This is a genomic window from Streptomyces sp. NPDC107471, assembly GCF_055582845.1.
Genome location: NZ_JBVJPC010000002.1, coordinates 332,824 through 348,048, shown reverse-complemented (window position 1 = coordinate 348,048; position 15,225 = coordinate 332,824). Strand labels below are relative to the sequence as shown.

At 67.9% G+C, this 15,225-nt stretch carries 11 protein-coding genes; 10 read left to right on the top strand and 1 reads right to left on the bottom strand.

The window, feature by feature from the left end; translation table 11 throughout:
• Window positions 1-12: 12 nt before the first annotated feature.
• The gene (locus tag ACZ66S_RS06465; RefSeq protein ID WP_053852419.1) at window positions 13-303 is read right to left on the bottom strand and encodes a hypothetical protein; all 291 of its coding nucleotides are present in this window, start codon (window positions 301-303) and stop codon (window positions 13-15) included.
• Between the two features lie 298 nt (window positions 304-601).
• Between ACZ66S_RS06465 and ACZ66S_RS06460 the strand changes: the two genes are divergently transcribed.
• The 10 genes from ACZ66S_RS06460 to ACZ66S_RS06415 all read left to right on the top strand — a co-directional run bounded on the left by ACZ66S_RS06460 (window position 602) and on the right by ACZ66S_RS06415 (window position 15,222).
• Window positions 602-2,869, top strand: coding sequence for an ABC transporter family substrate-binding protein (locus ACZ66S_RS06460; RefSeq protein ID WP_469900078.1), 2,268 nt, complete (start codon window positions 602-604; stop codon window positions 2,867-2,869).
• Between the two features lie 126 nt (window positions 2,870-2,995).
• Window positions 2,996-4,903, top strand: a complete 1,908-nt coding sequence (gene typA / locus ACZ66S_RS06455) for a translational GTPase TypA (protein WP_469900077.1) — start codon at window positions 2,996-2,998, stop codon at window positions 4,901-4,903.
• Between the two features lie 372 nt (window positions 4,904-5,275).
• On the top strand, window positions 5,276-6,295 hold the full coding sequence (locus tag ACZ66S_RS06450) for an ABC transporter permease (RefSeq protein WP_469900076.1): 1,020 nt from the start codon (window positions 5,276-5,278) through the stop codon (window positions 6,293-6,295).
• A gap of 99 nt (window positions 6,296-6,394) precedes the next feature.
• Window positions 6,395-8,188: an ABC transporter substrate-binding protein gene (locus ACZ66S_RS06445; RefSeq protein WP_469900075.1), complete on the top strand. Its 1,794-nt coding sequence runs from the start codon at window positions 6,395-6,397 to the stop codon at window positions 8,186-8,188.
• Window positions 8,189-8,286: 98 nt separating this feature from the next.
• A complete protein-coding gene (locus tag ACZ66S_RS06440; RefSeq protein ID WP_053852414.1) occupies window positions 8,287-9,264 on the top strand; it encodes an ABC transporter permease in 978 nt (325 codons plus the stop codon).
• A 15-nt stretch (window positions 9,265-9,279) separates the two neighbouring features.
• The gene (locus ACZ66S_RS06435; RefSeq protein WP_469900073.1) at window positions 9,280-10,341 is read left to right on the top strand and encodes an ABC transporter ATP-binding protein; all 1,062 of its coding nucleotides are present in this window, start codon (window positions 9,280-9,282) and stop codon (window positions 10,339-10,341) included.
• Between the two features lie 13 nt (window positions 10,342-10,354).
• Window positions 10,355-11,485 (top strand): ABC transporter ATP-binding protein, encoded by a 1,131-nt coding sequence (locus tag ACZ66S_RS06430; protein ID WP_469900072.1) that lies wholly within the window; start codon window positions 10,355-10,357, stop codon window positions 11,483-11,485.
• A gap of 201 nt (window positions 11,486-11,686) precedes the next feature.
• Window positions 11,687-13,330: a peptide ABC transporter substrate-binding protein gene (locus tag ACZ66S_RS06425; RefSeq protein ID WP_469900071.1), complete on the top strand. Its 1,644-nt coding sequence runs from the start codon at window positions 11,687-11,689 to the stop codon at window positions 13,328-13,330.
• Window positions 13,331-13,337: 7 nt separating this feature from the next.
• The gene (locus ACZ66S_RS06420) at window positions 13,338-14,261 is read left to right on the top strand and encodes an ABC transporter permease (protein WP_469900070.1); all 924 of its coding nucleotides are present in this window, start codon (window positions 13,338-13,340) and stop codon (window positions 14,259-14,261) included.
• On the top strand, window positions 14,254-15,222 hold the full coding sequence (locus ACZ66S_RS06415; RefSeq protein ID WP_469900068.1) for an ABC transporter permease: 969 nt from the start codon (window positions 14,254-14,256) through the stop codon (window positions 15,220-15,222). The genes ACZ66S_RS06420 and ACZ66S_RS06415 overlap by 8 nt, the downstream gene beginning before the upstream one ends.
• Window positions 15,223-15,225: the final 3 nt, after the last annotated feature.

The following is a 15,225-nucleotide window of genomic DNA, read 5'->3' as shown; positions in this document are numbered from 1 at the left end:
CTCCGGTCGGGTTCAGGGGGCTCGGCGGTCGCGGGCGCCGAGTCCCTCGTCGTCCGAGTCCGTCCACAGGGTGTTGTCGTACGGGGTGTCGGAGATGGAGACGAGATCCGGGCGGCGGGCCTTGGCGAGCGCCGGGTCGGTCTCCCGCAGCAGCGCCAGGCTCTCGCGCAGGCGGTCGGCGTCGAGCCGCACGCGGCGCATCTCCAGGCCGCTGCTGCCGAGCTGCTGCTCCAGGCGCTTGACGTACCTGAGCACTTCGTCGAGCGAGCGCTGGGCCGCTGCCAGTTCGTCGTTCACGGACATGACGTGACCTCACTTCCGTGGGCGGGGATGCCCTGGACGGGAACGGTCATGCGCCTGCGAGTGTTGCGCGTCACACCTGCCGGTGTGAAGGGACGTGCATGGATTGGCGGATCGTGTGCCTCCATGCGCGCCCCTCGTGCGCCGTCGATTGCGCCGCACGGGTGGGCTTCCCGGTCGTTGTCGCCGTGTCGCCGTCCGTTGCCGAACCCTTTCCTCTTCAGTGGCCGCATAGATGTGATCAGCTCCATATACCGCCAAAAGTGATCATAACGCCCACGGCTCCCGGAGGTAAGCAGAGATGTCCCACAACGGCGTCACCCTGCGCGCGGTCACGCGCTCGGTCGGCTTCCTCACCGCGGGCGCGCTCGCGGTGACCGCACTCTCCGGGTGCAGTTCCGAGGAGAAGACCAGCAAGCCGCTCGCGGAGCAGGACATCGCGCCCGCCGCCCGCGACCGGGTCGCCGACGGCGGCACCCTGCACTGGGCCGTCGACGCCGTCCCGGAGACCCTGAACACCTTCCAGGCGGACGCGGACGCGACCACCACCACCGTCGCCCAGGCGGTCCTGCCCTCGATGTACCGGCTCGACGCGAACGGGCGGCCGCAGGTCGACCCGGACTACCTGGAGTCGGCCGAGGTCGTCGAGACCGAGCCCCGGCAGGTCGTGCTGTACAAGCTGAACCAGCAGGCCGTGTGGAGCGACGGGCGGGAGATCGGCGCCGCCGACTTCGCGGCCCAGTGGCGCGCCCTGTCCGGCAAGGACTCCGCGTACTGGACCGCCCGCAACGCCGGCTACGAGCGCATCCAGAAGATCGAACGCGGCAAGAACGACCTGGAGGTCCGGGTCACCTTCGCGCGCCCGTACGCCGACTGGCGCTCGCTGTTCTCGCCGCTGTACCCGAAGGACGTCATGGGCACCCCGGACTCCTTCAACGACTCCGCCCGCAAGAAGCTCAAGATCACCGCGGGTCCCTTCCGGGTGAAGAAGGTCGACCACAAGAAGGACGAGGTCACCCTCGCCCGCAATCCGCGCTGGTGGGGCCACCCCGCCAAGCTGGACGAGATCGTGCTGAGGGCCGTGCCGCGCGACGAGCGGACCACCGCGCTGGCCGCCGGTGCGATCGAGCTCGCCGAGATCGACCCCGAGGCCCTCGACCGCATCAGCCTCTCCGCCCGCGCGGGAGCGGGGACCAGCAGCCCGGTCGCGGGCCCGGGCGGGCTGCCCGCCCACCGCCCCGACAGCAACCTGGGAGCCGCCGACGCGCTGCGTTCCTGGGCCGACGCCCACGCGGACGACGAGGACGACGAGGGGGAGGGGGACGAGGAGCTCAGCGCCCGGCAGAAGGAGCGCAGGGCACTCGCCGCCCAACGGCGTGAGCGGGCGGCGCTGAAGAACTTCGAGGTCCGCAAGTCGCTGGAGCCCGCCTACACCCAACTCGCCCTCAACGGCGCCTCCGGTCCGCTGACCGACGAGCGGGTGCGCCGGGCCGTGGCCCGCGCCATCGACCGCAAGGCCCTGGCCGGCGTGGTCCTCTCCCCGCTCGGGCTGCCCGCCGAGCCCGTCGGCAGCCATCTCGCGCTCTCCGGCCAGGCCGCCTACGCCGACAACAGCGGCGCGCTCGGTGACCAGAACGCCAAGGAGGCCAGGGCCCTGCTCGCGGACGCCGGGTGGGTGCCGGGCGGGCCGGTGGTCAAGGAGAAGAAGAAGGGCGACAAGGCGGCGGGGACCGAGGGCGAGAAGGCCGGACGGGACTCGGAGAAGGACTCCGACGGTGAGAAGGCCGGCCGGAACTCCGAGAAGGACTCCGACGGGACCTACATCGTCGGCGAGGACGACAAGGGCGACGACAAGGACCCCAAGGACCACCGCGGGGCCGGTGACGGTCCGCGCCATCTCGCCCAGGACGGCAAGCAGTACGCGAACAAGCTGCAGGGCGGCGCGCCGGGGGCGTACGCCCCCAAGGGCACGGCGGCTCCCGCCGACGCGGCGACCAAGGTGCTGGCCAAGAACGGCAAGGCGCTCGCCCTGCGGTTCGTGCTCCCGTCCGGGCCGGGGTCCGAGACGCTGCGCACGGTGGCCGGGCGGATCTCCTCGATGCTGGAGAAGATCGGCATCCGGACCGAGATCTCCAAGGTCTCCGACGAGAGCTACTTCAAGGACCACATCGCGTCCGGGCAGTACGACCTCGCGCTGTACTCCTGGCCCGCGTCCGCCTTCCCCGCCACCGACGGCCGCCCGATCTTCGCGAAGCCGGTGCCGGCCGCGGACGGGTCGCTGAACGTCGAGCAGAACTACACCCGGGTCGGCACGGACCAGGTGGACCAGCTCTTCGACGAGGCCGTCGGCACGCTGGACGAGGGACGGAACCGGAGCCTGATCCGCAAGGCCGACTCCCGCATCTGGGCCGCCGCCGGATCCATCCCGCTGTACCAGCGGCCCCAGCTCACGGCCGCGAGGAAGAACGTGGTGAACGCCGGTTCCTTCGGTTTCCAGACGCCGGTCTACGAGGACATGGGCTTCCTGAAGAAGGGGGCGAAGGGGCCGGCCGGCCCCCAGCGGGGCTGAGCCCGGCGAGCCCCCACCCATGAGGCAACGTACGATGGGGTGAGGCCGTGGCATGTTGAGCCCGGCAGGGTCCGCGTAACACAGACGTACGCGTCGGCCTTCCTCACACTCCAGGAGTACGCCTTCATGGCCACGCGCCACGACATCCGTAACGTCGCCATCGTCGCCCACGTCGACCACGGCAAGACGACCCTCGTCGACGCCATGCTGAAGCAGGCCGGTGCGTTCGCCGCGCACGCCGCCGAATCGCTCGACGACCGCATGATGGACTCGAACGACCTGGAGCGTGAGAAGGGCATCACGATCCTGGCCAAGAACACGGCCGTGAAGTACCACCCGAAGGACGGTGGCGAAGTCGTCACCATCAACATCATCGACACCCCGGGCCACGCGGACTTCGGCGGCGAGGTCGAGCGTGGTCTGTCGATGGTGGACGCGGTGGTGCTGCTCGTCGACGCGTCCGAGGGCCCCCTGCCCCAGACCCGCTTCGTGCTGCGCAAGGCGCTGCAGGCCCGGCTGCCCGTCATCCTCTGCATCAACAAGACGGACCGCCCCGACTCGCGCATCGACGAGGTCGTCAACGAGGCGTACGACCTCTTCCTCGACCTCGACGCCGACGAGGACCAGATCGAGTTCCCCATCGTCTACGCCTGCGCGCGTGACGGTGTGGCCTCGCTGACCAAGCCGGAGGACGGCACCGTCCCGGCCGACAGCGACAGCCTGGAGCCCTTCTTCTCCACGATCCTCTCGCACGTCCCGGCTCCGCAGTACGACGACGCCGCCCCGCTCCAGGCGCACGTCACCAACCTGGACGCCGACAACTTCCTCGGCCGTATCGCGCTGCTCCGCGTCGAGCAGGGCGAGCTGCGCAAGGGCCAGACCGTCACCTGGATCAAGCGCGACGGCACGATGTCCAACGTGCGCATCACCGAGTTGCTGATGACCGAGGCGCTCACCCGCAAGCCCGCCGAGAAGGCCGGCCCGGGTGACATCTGCGCGGTCGCCGGTATCCCGGACATCATGATCGGCGAGACCCTCGCCGACCCCGAGAACCCGATCCCGCTCCCGCTGATCACGGTCGACGAGCCCGCGATCTCGATGACCATCGGCACCAACACCTCGCCGCTGGTCGGCCGCGGCGGCACCGGCAAGGGCGCCGACGCGAAGGCGGCCGTCAAGGACCGCAAGGTGACCGCCCGTCAGGTCAAGGACCGCCTGGACCGCGAGCTGATCGGTAACGTCTCGCTGCGCGTCCTGGACACCGAGCGCCCCGACGCCTGGGAGGTCCAGGGCCGTGGTGAGCTCGCGCTCGCCATCCTGGTCGAGACCATGCGCCGGGAGGGCTTCGAGCTGACCATCGGCAAGCCGCAGGTGGTCACCAAGGAAGTCGACGGCAAGGTGTACGAGCCCGTCGAGCGCATGACCATCGACGTGCCCGAGGAGCACATGGGCGCGGTCACGCAGCTCATGGGCGTCCGCAAGGGCCGTATGGACAACATGTCGAACCACGGCTCCGGCTGGGTGCGCATGGAGTTCGTGGTGCCCTCCCGCGGTCTGATCGGCTTCCGCACGGAGTTCCTGACCCAGACCCGCGGCACCGGCATCGGGCACTCCATCCACGAGGGCTTCGAGCCCTGGTTCGGCACCCTGCAGACCCGCAACAACGGCTCGCTGGTCGCCGACCGCTCCGGTGCCGTCACCGCCTTCGCGATGACGAACCTCCAGGAGCGCGGCGTGCTGTTCGTGGACCCGGGCACCGAGGTCTACGAGGGCATGATCGTCGGTGAGAACTCGCGTGCCGACGACATGGACGTGAACATCACCAAGGAGAAGAAGCTCACGAACATGCGGTCGTCCTCGGCCGACTCGTTCGAGGCGATCGTCCCGCCGCGCAAGCTCTCCCTGGAGCAGTCCCTGGAGTTCTGCCGCGACGACGAGTGCGTCGAGGTGACCCCGGAGGCGGTGCGCATCCGTAAGGTCAACCTGGACGCCCGCGAGCGCGCCCGCGCCGCGAGCCGCGCCAAGCACGGCTGACCGAACCGCCGGCGACCGTCGGCAGCCCGGTTTCCCGACACGCGGGGAACCGGGCCTTCGGTGTGCCCGTGGGAGCCTGTCCGCGATCTATGAGACAGCGTCCGGATATCGGTAAGGACCCGATCGTGTTTCGGACATGTGAACCGAAATCCATTGCGGTATGTCCGTTTTGACGGTCTGTCGACTCGCGTGTCAAGCGCGACCAGGTGTCAATCTTTGCAATTTTTCCTCAAAATATGGTCGGTAGGGAGATCCCTATGTCTTCCGCCCTTGACGCGCGTTGAACACTTTGGCGAAAGTTCCCCCAAACCACAGAACCTGCCGGTATCTGTGCTGCGCTCAACTCTCCAACCCCCCGGGGGAAGTACACACATGACCAGTCCAGTCGCCTTGGACCCCGAGCTCGAGTCGAACGCCGAGCCTGTCAAGGCCGAGCAGAAGCTCGAGGGTCGTTCTCCCGGCCAGTTGATGTGGCAGCGCTTCAAGCGCGACCGTACCGGTGTCATCTGCGCCGTGGTAGTGATTTTGTACTTCGTCGTCTCGCTGCTCGCGCCGCTGCTGGTCAAGCTGAGCGGGACCGACCCGTACACGCTGTACGGGCAGGACCCGACCTACGCGGACAAGCCCATCCTGGACCAGTTCGGTCTGCCCCTGGGCTACTTCGGCGGCGTCTCGGGAGACCACTGGTTCGGCGTGGAGCCGCAGTACGGCCGTGACCTGTTCGCCATGCTCGTGTACGGCATGCGGACGTCGTTGTTCATGGCGCTCGGCGTGACCGTCCTCCTGATGGCCACCGGCGTGATCATCGGTCTGATCGGCGGCTACTTCGGTGGTCGTACCGACTACTGGATCGGCCGGGTCACCGACTTCTTCCTGTCCTTCCCGCAGCAGCTCTTCTTCATCGCCTTCATGCCCGTGGTCACCGCGTTCTTCGTCGACCCGCGGGAGGAGACCCCCACGTACTTCCGCGCACTGGCGATGCTGATCGTGCTGTGGCTGCTGGGCTGGATGGGCATGGCGCGCCTCGTGCGCTCCACCGTGCTGTCCCTGAGGGAGAGGGAGTTCGTCGAGGCCGCCAAGGTCTCCGGTGCCTCCCCCTGGCGGATCGTCCGCAAGGAGATCCTGCCGAACGTGGTGACGCCGATCCTGGTGCAGTTCACGTACCAGTTGCCCAGCACCATCCTCACCATCGCCTTCCTTTCCTTCGCCGGAGTCGGGTTCGTCGAGCCGACCCCGGACTGGGGACGACTGTTCGCCGCCGCTGCCAACTACACCGAGCAGGACCCGGCGTTCCTCTTCTTCCCCGGCCTGGCGCTGGTGATCTTCGTTCTGGCCTTCAACCTCCTCGGAGACTCGGTCCGGGACGCCTTCGACCCCAAGTCCGGGCGGTAACTCGTCCATTGGTGGGGGGTGGCTGCCGCCCCCGCGTCGGCCTACCAGCCGCGTCAGGCAGTACTCATGGATAACAACCGACAGGTAGGTATTCGCCTCATGAAGCCCATCAGTTCGCGCAGAGCGCGCGCCGTCGTCGTCGCCCTCGCGGCCGGTTCCCTGGCTCTCACGGCCTGCTCCAAGAACGAGGGCGGCGACTCCGGTACCGACTCGAAGAAGGACCAGAGCGAAGCGTCGGTCCAGTCCAAGTCGGTCACCTACGCCGACGCCGCGGGCTCGACCGGTCCGGCCGAGGAGGTCACCGGCGCCAAGTCCGGTGGCACGATCAACGTGTACCAGGAGGCGGGCGTCTCGCACCTGGACCCGGGCCAGATCTACGTCTCCGACGCGGGCCAGGTCGCCAACCTGCTCTTCCGTCGTCTGACGCAGTTCAAGGAGGACGGCAAGGGCGGCGTCTCGGTCGTCGGCGACCTCGCCACCGACTCGGGCAAGTCCTCGGACGGCGGCAAGACCTGGACCTTCACGCTGAAGGACGGCGTCAAGGACCAGAACGGCAACGCCATCACGTCCGCCGACGTCCGCCACACCGTCGAGCGTCAGTACGCGAGCTTCATCTTCGACGGCCCGACCTACCTGCAGACCTGGCTGAGCGGCGCGGACTACCGCAAGGCGCTCCCGGACGGCGGCTTCGGCAAGAAGCACCTGCCGGCCTCGGTCCTGGACACCCCGGACGACAAGACGGTCGTCTTCCACTTCGACACCGCGCGTCCGGACCTGCCGCAGACGCTGGCCATGGCCGGCTACGCGATCGTCCCGGAGAAGACGGACACGAAGGCGGCGTACGACAAGGCTCCGGTCGCCACCGGCCCGTACAAGATCGTCTCGAACAAGGTGGGCAAGGAGCTCGTCCTCGCCAAGAACACCAACTGGGACCCGAAGACCGACTCCGTCCGCCACCAGTACGCGGACAAGTTCGACTTCCAGTTCGGCATCACCGAGTCGACCCAGACCAAGCGTCTGATCGCCGACCAGGGTGCGGACAAGAACGCCATCCAGTTCACCGGTGGTGTCGAGTCCACGCAGATCCAGGACGTCATCGGCAACCCGGCCGTCAGCAAGCGCACGGTCAAGGGCTACCAGCCCTACGTCATGCAGTTGACGTTCAACCTCGACCGGGTCAAGGACCTCAAGGTCCGCCAGGCGATCACGTACGCGGTCAACTCCAAGTCCCTCATCGCCGGTGAGGGCGGCGCGTACGGCGGCGACGTGGCCCCGAACTACTTCGCCCCGACCCTGCCGGGCTACGAGGCCACCTACGACCCGTACGGCCGTCTGAAGACGCCGCAGGGCAACATCGCGAAGGCCAAGGAGATCCTCAAGACGATCCCCGCCGCCGAGAAGAAGGTCGTCTTCGCCTACGCCAACAGTGAGGCGGGCCAGAAGCGCAAGGTCGCCATCGAGGACGCCCTGACCAAGGTCGGCTTCGACGTCGTCTCCAAGGAGGTCGACGCGGCGAGCTACTACGAGCAGATCGGCAAGCTGAACAACCCGTACGACATCTACATCACGGGTTGGGGCCAGGACTGGCCGTCCGCGGGCACGGTCATCACGCCCATCTACGACGGCACCCAGGTCGCCGACGGTTCCTCGAACTACTCGCACGTCAAGGACCCGAAGGTCGACGAGCTGATCAAGAAGGCGCTCTCCCAGGACCCGACCGCGGCTGCCGCGACCTGGAAGGAAGCCCAGCACTACCTGCTGGAGAAGGTCGTCCCGGCCGCCCCGCTCTGGTACACCAAGCAGTTCCAGCTCTCCGGTTCGAACATCGGCGGTGCCCGCTACGGCTCGGTGTCCAGCCTGATCGACATCACCCGCCTGTACGTCAAGTCGTAACTCTCTACGGCTGAACGCGGGGGCGCGCACCAGGCGGAGCGCGTCCCCGCACCTCCGTGAACCCTCCCACCGTCTCCGCAGAGAGCAGCCCTCCCGCCATGTTTCAGTTCATCGTCCGGCGCACAGTCGGTGCCCTGGTCACCCTGTTCCTCATCGGCGCCGCTTCGTTCTTCCTGTTCGTCGCCGCGCCTTCCGACTACGCCTCTCTGGCCTGTGGCAAGGACTGCTCTCCCGCGAGACTGGAGGACATCCGCCAGGCTCTCGGCCTCAACCTGCCGATCCACCAGCAGTTCTGGGACTTCATGTCCGGCATCGTGCTGGGCCGTGACTTCCCGACCGGCCACTGCAGCGCGCCCTGCCTCGGCCAGTCGTTCTACTCGGGCGACATGGTCTGGTCGACGATCATGGACCGCTTCCCGACGACCCTGACGCTCACCGCGGGCGGTGCGGTCGTCTTCGTCGTCGTCGGTGTCGGGGCCGGCATGCTCGCCGCCTACCGGCGCGGCACGCTGGTCGACAAGGTCGCCACCGGTGTGTCCATGGTGCTCAGCTCGTTCCAGATCTACGTGCTCGGCCCGATCGTCCTGCTGATCTTCGTGTACAGCACGGGCTGGATGGACAACCCGGCGTACCACCCGATCACCCAGGACCCCTGGAAGTGGTTCACCGGCATGCTCCTGCCGGTCCTCGTGATGGCCACCATCTTCACCGCGCAGTACACGCGTATGTCGCGCTCCTCGATGATCGAGCAGCTCGCCGAGGAGCACGTCCGCACCGCCCGCGCCAAGGGCATGTCGCAGAAGTACGTGTTCTTCCGCTACGCCTGGCGTGGCTCGATGATCCCGATCGTCACCGTCCTCGGCATCGACATCAGCGCCATGCTCGGCGGCGCCGTCGTCACCGAGCTGACCTTCTCGCTCCAGGGGATCGGCCGCCTGGCCGTGGACGGCGCGGTCCACAAGGACCTGCCGCTCACCTTGGGCGTCCTGCTGTTCGGTGCCTTCTTCATCCTGATCGTCAACATCCTCACCGACATCGCGTACGCCCTCATCGACCCGCGCGTCCGTCTCTCCTAGGAAGAACGAACCACCGTGACCACACTGACCAAGACCGAGGACGCCCCGGCCCCTTCCGGCTCGGACAGCTTCCTCTCAGTGCGCGATCTGAAGGTGCAGTTCTCCACCGAGGACGGCATCGTCAAGGCTGTGGACGGCCTGTCCTTCGACGTCGAGCGCGGCAAGACCCTCGGCATCGTGGGCGAGTCCGGCTCCGGCAAGTCCGTCACCAACCTGACGGTCCTGGGCCTGCACAACCCGCGCACCACCACCGTCGACGGCGAGATCGTCCTCGACGGCAAGGAACTCGTCACCGCCACCGAGCGCGAGCTGGAGCAGCTCCGCGGCAACAAGATGGCGATGATCTTCCAGGACCCGCTGACCGCGCTGTCGCCGTTCTACACGGTGGGCCGCCAGCTCTCCGAGCCGTTCATGAAGCACCGCGGCGCCTCCAAGAAGGAGGCGAAGGACCGGGCGGTCCAGATGCTGGAGAAGGTCGGCATCCCGCAGCCCAAGACGCGCTTCGACGACTACCCCCACCAGTTCTCCGGCGGTATGCGCCAGCGCGCGATGATCGCCATGGCCCTGATGTGCGACCCCGAGCTGCTGATCGCCGACGAGCCGACCACCGCGCTGGACGTCACCGTGCAGGCCCAGATCCTGGACCTGCTCAAGGACCTCCAGCAGGAGTTCGGCTCCGCGATCGTCTTCATCACGCACGACCTGGGCGTCATCTCCAACATGGCCGACGACCTGCTGGTGATGTACGCCGGCCGGGCCGTCGAGCGCGGCACCGTCCGCGAGGTCATGCGCGCGCCCCGCCACCCCTACACCTGGGGTCTGCTCAGCTCGATGCCGCGGCTGGACAGCGACGTCAACGAGGAACTGGTGCCGATCCCCGGCTCCCCGCCCTCGCTGCTCAACCCGCCCTCGGGCTGCCCGTTCCACCCGCGGTGCGCCTTCAAGGACGAGGTGCCCGGCACCCTCTGCACGGACTCGCGGCCCCCGCTGGGCGAGGGACGCGCCTCCGCGTGCCATCTGACGGCGGAGCAGAAGCAGACCATCTTCATCGACAAGATCCAGCCCCGGCTGCGCTAGGGAGAACCGAGACATGAGCGACAACCTCACCCTCCCCACCCAGCAGGGTTCCACCGGGACCTCCACCGAGGAGCTCCTCAAGGTCGAGGGCCTGGCCAAGCACTTCCCGATCTACGGCGGCTTCCCGATCAAACGCAAGGTCGGCGCCGTGCAGGCGGTCGACGGTGTGGACCTGTCGGTCGGCGTCGCCGAGAGCGTCGGCCTGGTCGGCGAGTCCGGCTGCGGCAAGTCGACGACCGGCCGGCTGATCACGCGGCTCCTGGAGCCCACGGCCGGCAGGATCACGTACTCCGGCCAGGACATCACGCACGCCTCGCGCCGGCAGTTGGCGCCGGTGCGGTCCGAGATCCAGATGATCTTCCAGGACCCGTACTCCTCGCTCAACCCGCGGCAGACCGTCGGCGCGATCATCAAGTCGCCGATGGAGGTCAACGGGATCGAGCCGCAGGGCGGCCGGGAGAAGAAGGTCCGGGAGCTGCTGGAGCTCGTCGGCCTCAACCCGGAGCACTACAACCGCTTCCCGCACGAGTTCTCCGGCGGTCAGCGCCAGCGCATCGGCGTGGCCCGCGCGCTCGCCCTGAACCCGAAGCTGATCGTGGCCGACGAGCCGGTCTCCGCGCTCGACGTGTCCATCCAGGCGCAGGTCGTCAACCTGCTCAAGAAGGTCCAGGACGAGCTCGGCATCGCGTTCCTGTTCATCGCCCACGACCTCGCCGTCGTGCGGCACTTCTCGCAGCGTGTCGCGGTGATGTACCTCGGCAAGGTGGTCGAGGTCGGCGACCGGGACTCGATCTACAACCGGCCGCGGCACCCGTACACCCACGCCCTGCTCTCCGCGGTCCCCGAGGTCGAGCTGGACGAGGAGGGCGAGGGCCGGGAGCGGATCCGGCTCTCCGGTGACGTCCCCTCGCCGATCCACCCGCCGTCCGGCTGCCGCTTCCGCACCCGCTGCTGGAAGGCGCAGGACAAGTGCGCCACGGACGAGCCGCCGCTGGTCCAGATCTCCGGCAACAAGGTGGGCCACCTGACGGCCTGCCACTTCCCGGAGGACCCGACCACGGAGGCCCGCGACGAGGACGTGATCATGGATCCCGCCCTGAAGGCCCTGGAGGACGCGGCGGAAGCGACGCCCGACAAGCTCTGACGATCGTCGTACCACCCCCGACCGGGGGCGGAGGCTCTTCGCCTCCGCCCCCGGTCGTCGTGTGCGGCGGGTCCTTCCGGCCGGCGCCTCGGGGCTGGGCCGTTCGGCCCGCCCCCTCACCCGAAGGCCTGCCCAGGCGTGCGGAATGTCTCCCTTGAAACGATATTGGCCGGTAACGGATCAGTCTTGAGGAGGCACTCCATGCGCGGAGCCACGCACGCCAAATGGGCCGCATGCGCGGCGGCGGTAGCCCTCGCGGCGACGGCCTGCGGCGGTGGGGACAGCGGCAGCGACAGCGGCGGCAGCAGTGACGGCAGTGCCGTGCTGAGCTCGTCCTGGGGTGACCCGCAGAACCCGCTGGAACCGGCCAACACCAACGAGGTGCAGGGCGGCAAGGTCCTCGACATGATCTTCCGCAGCCTGAAGAAGTACAACCCGGAGACGGGCAAGGCCGAGGACATGCTCGCCGAGAAGATCGACACGAGCGACTCGCAGAACTTCACCATCACCGTCAAGGACGGCTGGACCTTCAGCAACGGCGAGAAGGTCACCGCCAAGTCCTTCGTGGACGCGTGGAACTACGGGGCCAGCCTCAAGAACAACCAGAAGAACGCCTACTTCTTCGGTTACATCGACGGCTACGACAAGACGCACCCCGAGGACGGCAGCAAGCAGACCGCCGACACCCTCTCCGGACTGAAGGTCACCGGCACCAACACCTTCACCGTCAGGCTCAACCAGAAGTTCTCGACCTTCCCGGACACCCTCGGCTACCCCGCCTACGCCCCGCTCCCGCAGGCCTTCTTCACCGACCACGCGGCCTGGCTGAAGAAGCCGGTCGGGAACGGGCCGTACACCATCGAGTCGTACACCAAGGGCTCGCAGATGGCCCTGAAGAAGTGGGACGGCTACAAGGGCACGGACAAGGCCCAGAACGGCGGGGTGACCCTCAAGGTCTACACCGACAACAACACCGCCTACACCGACCTGATGGCCGGGAACCTCGACCTGGTCGACGACATCCCCGCAGCCCAGCTCAAGAACGTCAAGAACGACCTGGGCGACCGCTACATCAACACCCCCGCCGGCATCATCCAGACCCTCGCCTTCCCGTTCTACGACAAGAACTGGAACAAGGCCGGCATGGAGAAGGTCCGCACCGGTCTGTCCCGCGCGATCAACCGGGACCAGATCACCGAGACCATCTTCCAGAAGACCCGCACCCCCGCCACCGACTGGACCTCCCCGGTCCTCGGCAAGGAGGGCGGCTTCCAGGACGGCCTGTGCGGGGACGCCTGCGACTACGACCCCGCCGCGGCCAAGAAACTCATCCAGGAGGGCGGCGGCCTCCCCGGCGGCCGCATCAAGATCACGTACAACGCGGACACCGGTTCCCACAAGCAGTGGGTCGACGCCGTCTGCAACTCCATCAACAACGCGCTCGACAACGACAAGGCCTGCGTCGGCAACCCGGTCGGCACCTTCGCCGACTTCCGCAGCCAGATCACCGCGAAGAAGATGAGCGGCCCCTTCCGGGCGGGCTGGCAGATGGACTACCCGCTCATCCAGAACTTCCTCCAGCCGCTCTACTACACCAACGCCTCCTCCAACGACGGCAAGTGGTCCAACAAGGACTTCGACAAGCTCGTCAACGAGGCCAACGCCGAGACCGACACCACCAAGGCCGTCGAGAAGTTCCAGCAGGCCGAGGAGGTCGTACGGGACAACATGGCCGCCATCCCGCTCTGGTACCAGAACGGCAGCGCGGGCTACTCCGAGCGGCTCTCGAACGTGAAGCTCAACCCGTTCAGCGTCCCCGTCTACAACGAGATCAAGGTCGGCTGACCCCGCCATGGGACGGTACGTCGTCCGGCGCCTGCTCCAGATGATCCCGGTGTTCGTCGGGTCCACCCTGCTGATCTTCCTCATGGTGAACGTGATGGGCGACCCCATCGCGGGCCTGTGCGGCGACAAGCAGTGCGACGCGGCGACGGCCGCCCAGCTCAAGCGGGAGTTCGGCCTCGACAAGCCCGTCTGGCAGCAGTACCTGACCTACATGGGGAACGTCTTCACCGGCGACTTCGGCACCGCGTTCAACGGCCAGAAGGTCACCGAGCTGATGGCGACGGCGTTCCCCGTGACGATCCGGCTGACCATCGTCGCAATCCTCATCGAGATCGTCATCGGCATCACCCTCGGTGTCGTCACCGGCCTCAAGCGCGGGCGGCCCGTCGACACCTCGGTCCTGCTGCTCACCCTCGTCGTGATCTCGATCCCCACCTTCGTCACCGGCCTGCTGCTCCAACTGCTCCTCGGCGTCGAGTGGGGCTGGATCAAACCGTCGGTCTCCACCGATGCCACCTTCAGCGAGCTGATCGTGCCGGGCCTGGTCCTCGCGTCCGTGTCACTGGCGTACGTCACCCGCCTGACCCGCACGTCCATCGCGGAGAACCGGCGCTCCGACTACGTCCGCACCGCGGTCGCGAAGGGCCTGCCCCGGCAGCGGGTCATCGTGCGGCACCTGCTGCGCAACTCGCTGATCCCCGTCGTCACCTTCATCGGCACCGACATCGGGGCCCTGATGGGCGGTGCGATCGTCACCGAGCGCATCTTCAACATCCACGGCGTCGGCTACCAGCTCTACCAGGGCATCCTGCGCCAGAACACCCAGACCGTGGTCGGCTTCGTCACCGTCCTGGTCCTGGTCTTCCTGGTCGCCAACCTGCTCGTCGACCTCCTGTACGCCGTTCTCGACCCCAGGATCCGCTATGCCTGAGCCCCAGGAACCAGAGGGCGCGATCGCCGCGACCGGAATGGGCGGCGCGATGGATCTCGCCGTCAGCGAGGCGAACACCCTGGAGAAGGGCCCCGACGGCGCGGGCCCCCAGGACCGGGCCCGCTCCCTGTGGTCCGACGCCTGGCGCGACCTGCGCCGCAACCCCGTCTTCATCATCTCCGCCCTGGTGATCCTCTTCCTCGTCGTCATCTCCCTGTGGCCGTCGCTGATCGCCTCGGGCAACCCCCTCAAGTGCGACCTCGCCAAGGCCCAGGAGGGCTCCCAGCCGGGCCATCCCTTCGGCTACGACGGCCAGGGCTGCGACGTCTACACGCGCACGGTCTACGGCGCCCGTACGTCCGTGACGGTCGGCGTCTGCGCCACCCTGGGCGTCGCGATCCTCGGGTCGATCCTCGGCGGCCTGGCCGGCTTCTTCGGCGGGGTGTGGGACTCGATCCTGTCGAGGATCACCGACATCTTCTTCGCGATCCCCGTGGTCCTCGGCGGCCTGGTGCTCCTGTCGGTCGTCACCAGCAGCACGGTGTGGCCGGTCATCGGCTTCATGGTGCTGCTGGGCTGGCCGCAGATCTCCCGGATCGCGCGCGGCTCGGTGATCACCGCCAAGCAGCACGACTACGTGCAGGCGGCCAGGGCGCTGGGCGCCTCCAACTCCCGTCTGCTGCTGCGGCACATCACCCCGAACGCGGTCGCCCCGGTGATCGTGGTGGCGACCATCGCCCTCGGCACGTACATCTCGCTGGAGGCGACCCTGTCGTACCTCGGCGTGGGCCTCAAGCCCCCCACGGTGAGCTGGGGCATCGACATCTCGGCGGCCTCGGCCTACATCCGCAACGCCCCCCACATGCTCCTCTGGCCGGCCGGAGCCCTCGCGATCACGGTCCTCGCCTTCATCATGCTCGGCGACGCGGTCCGCGACGCCCTCGACCCGAAGCTGAGGTGAGTC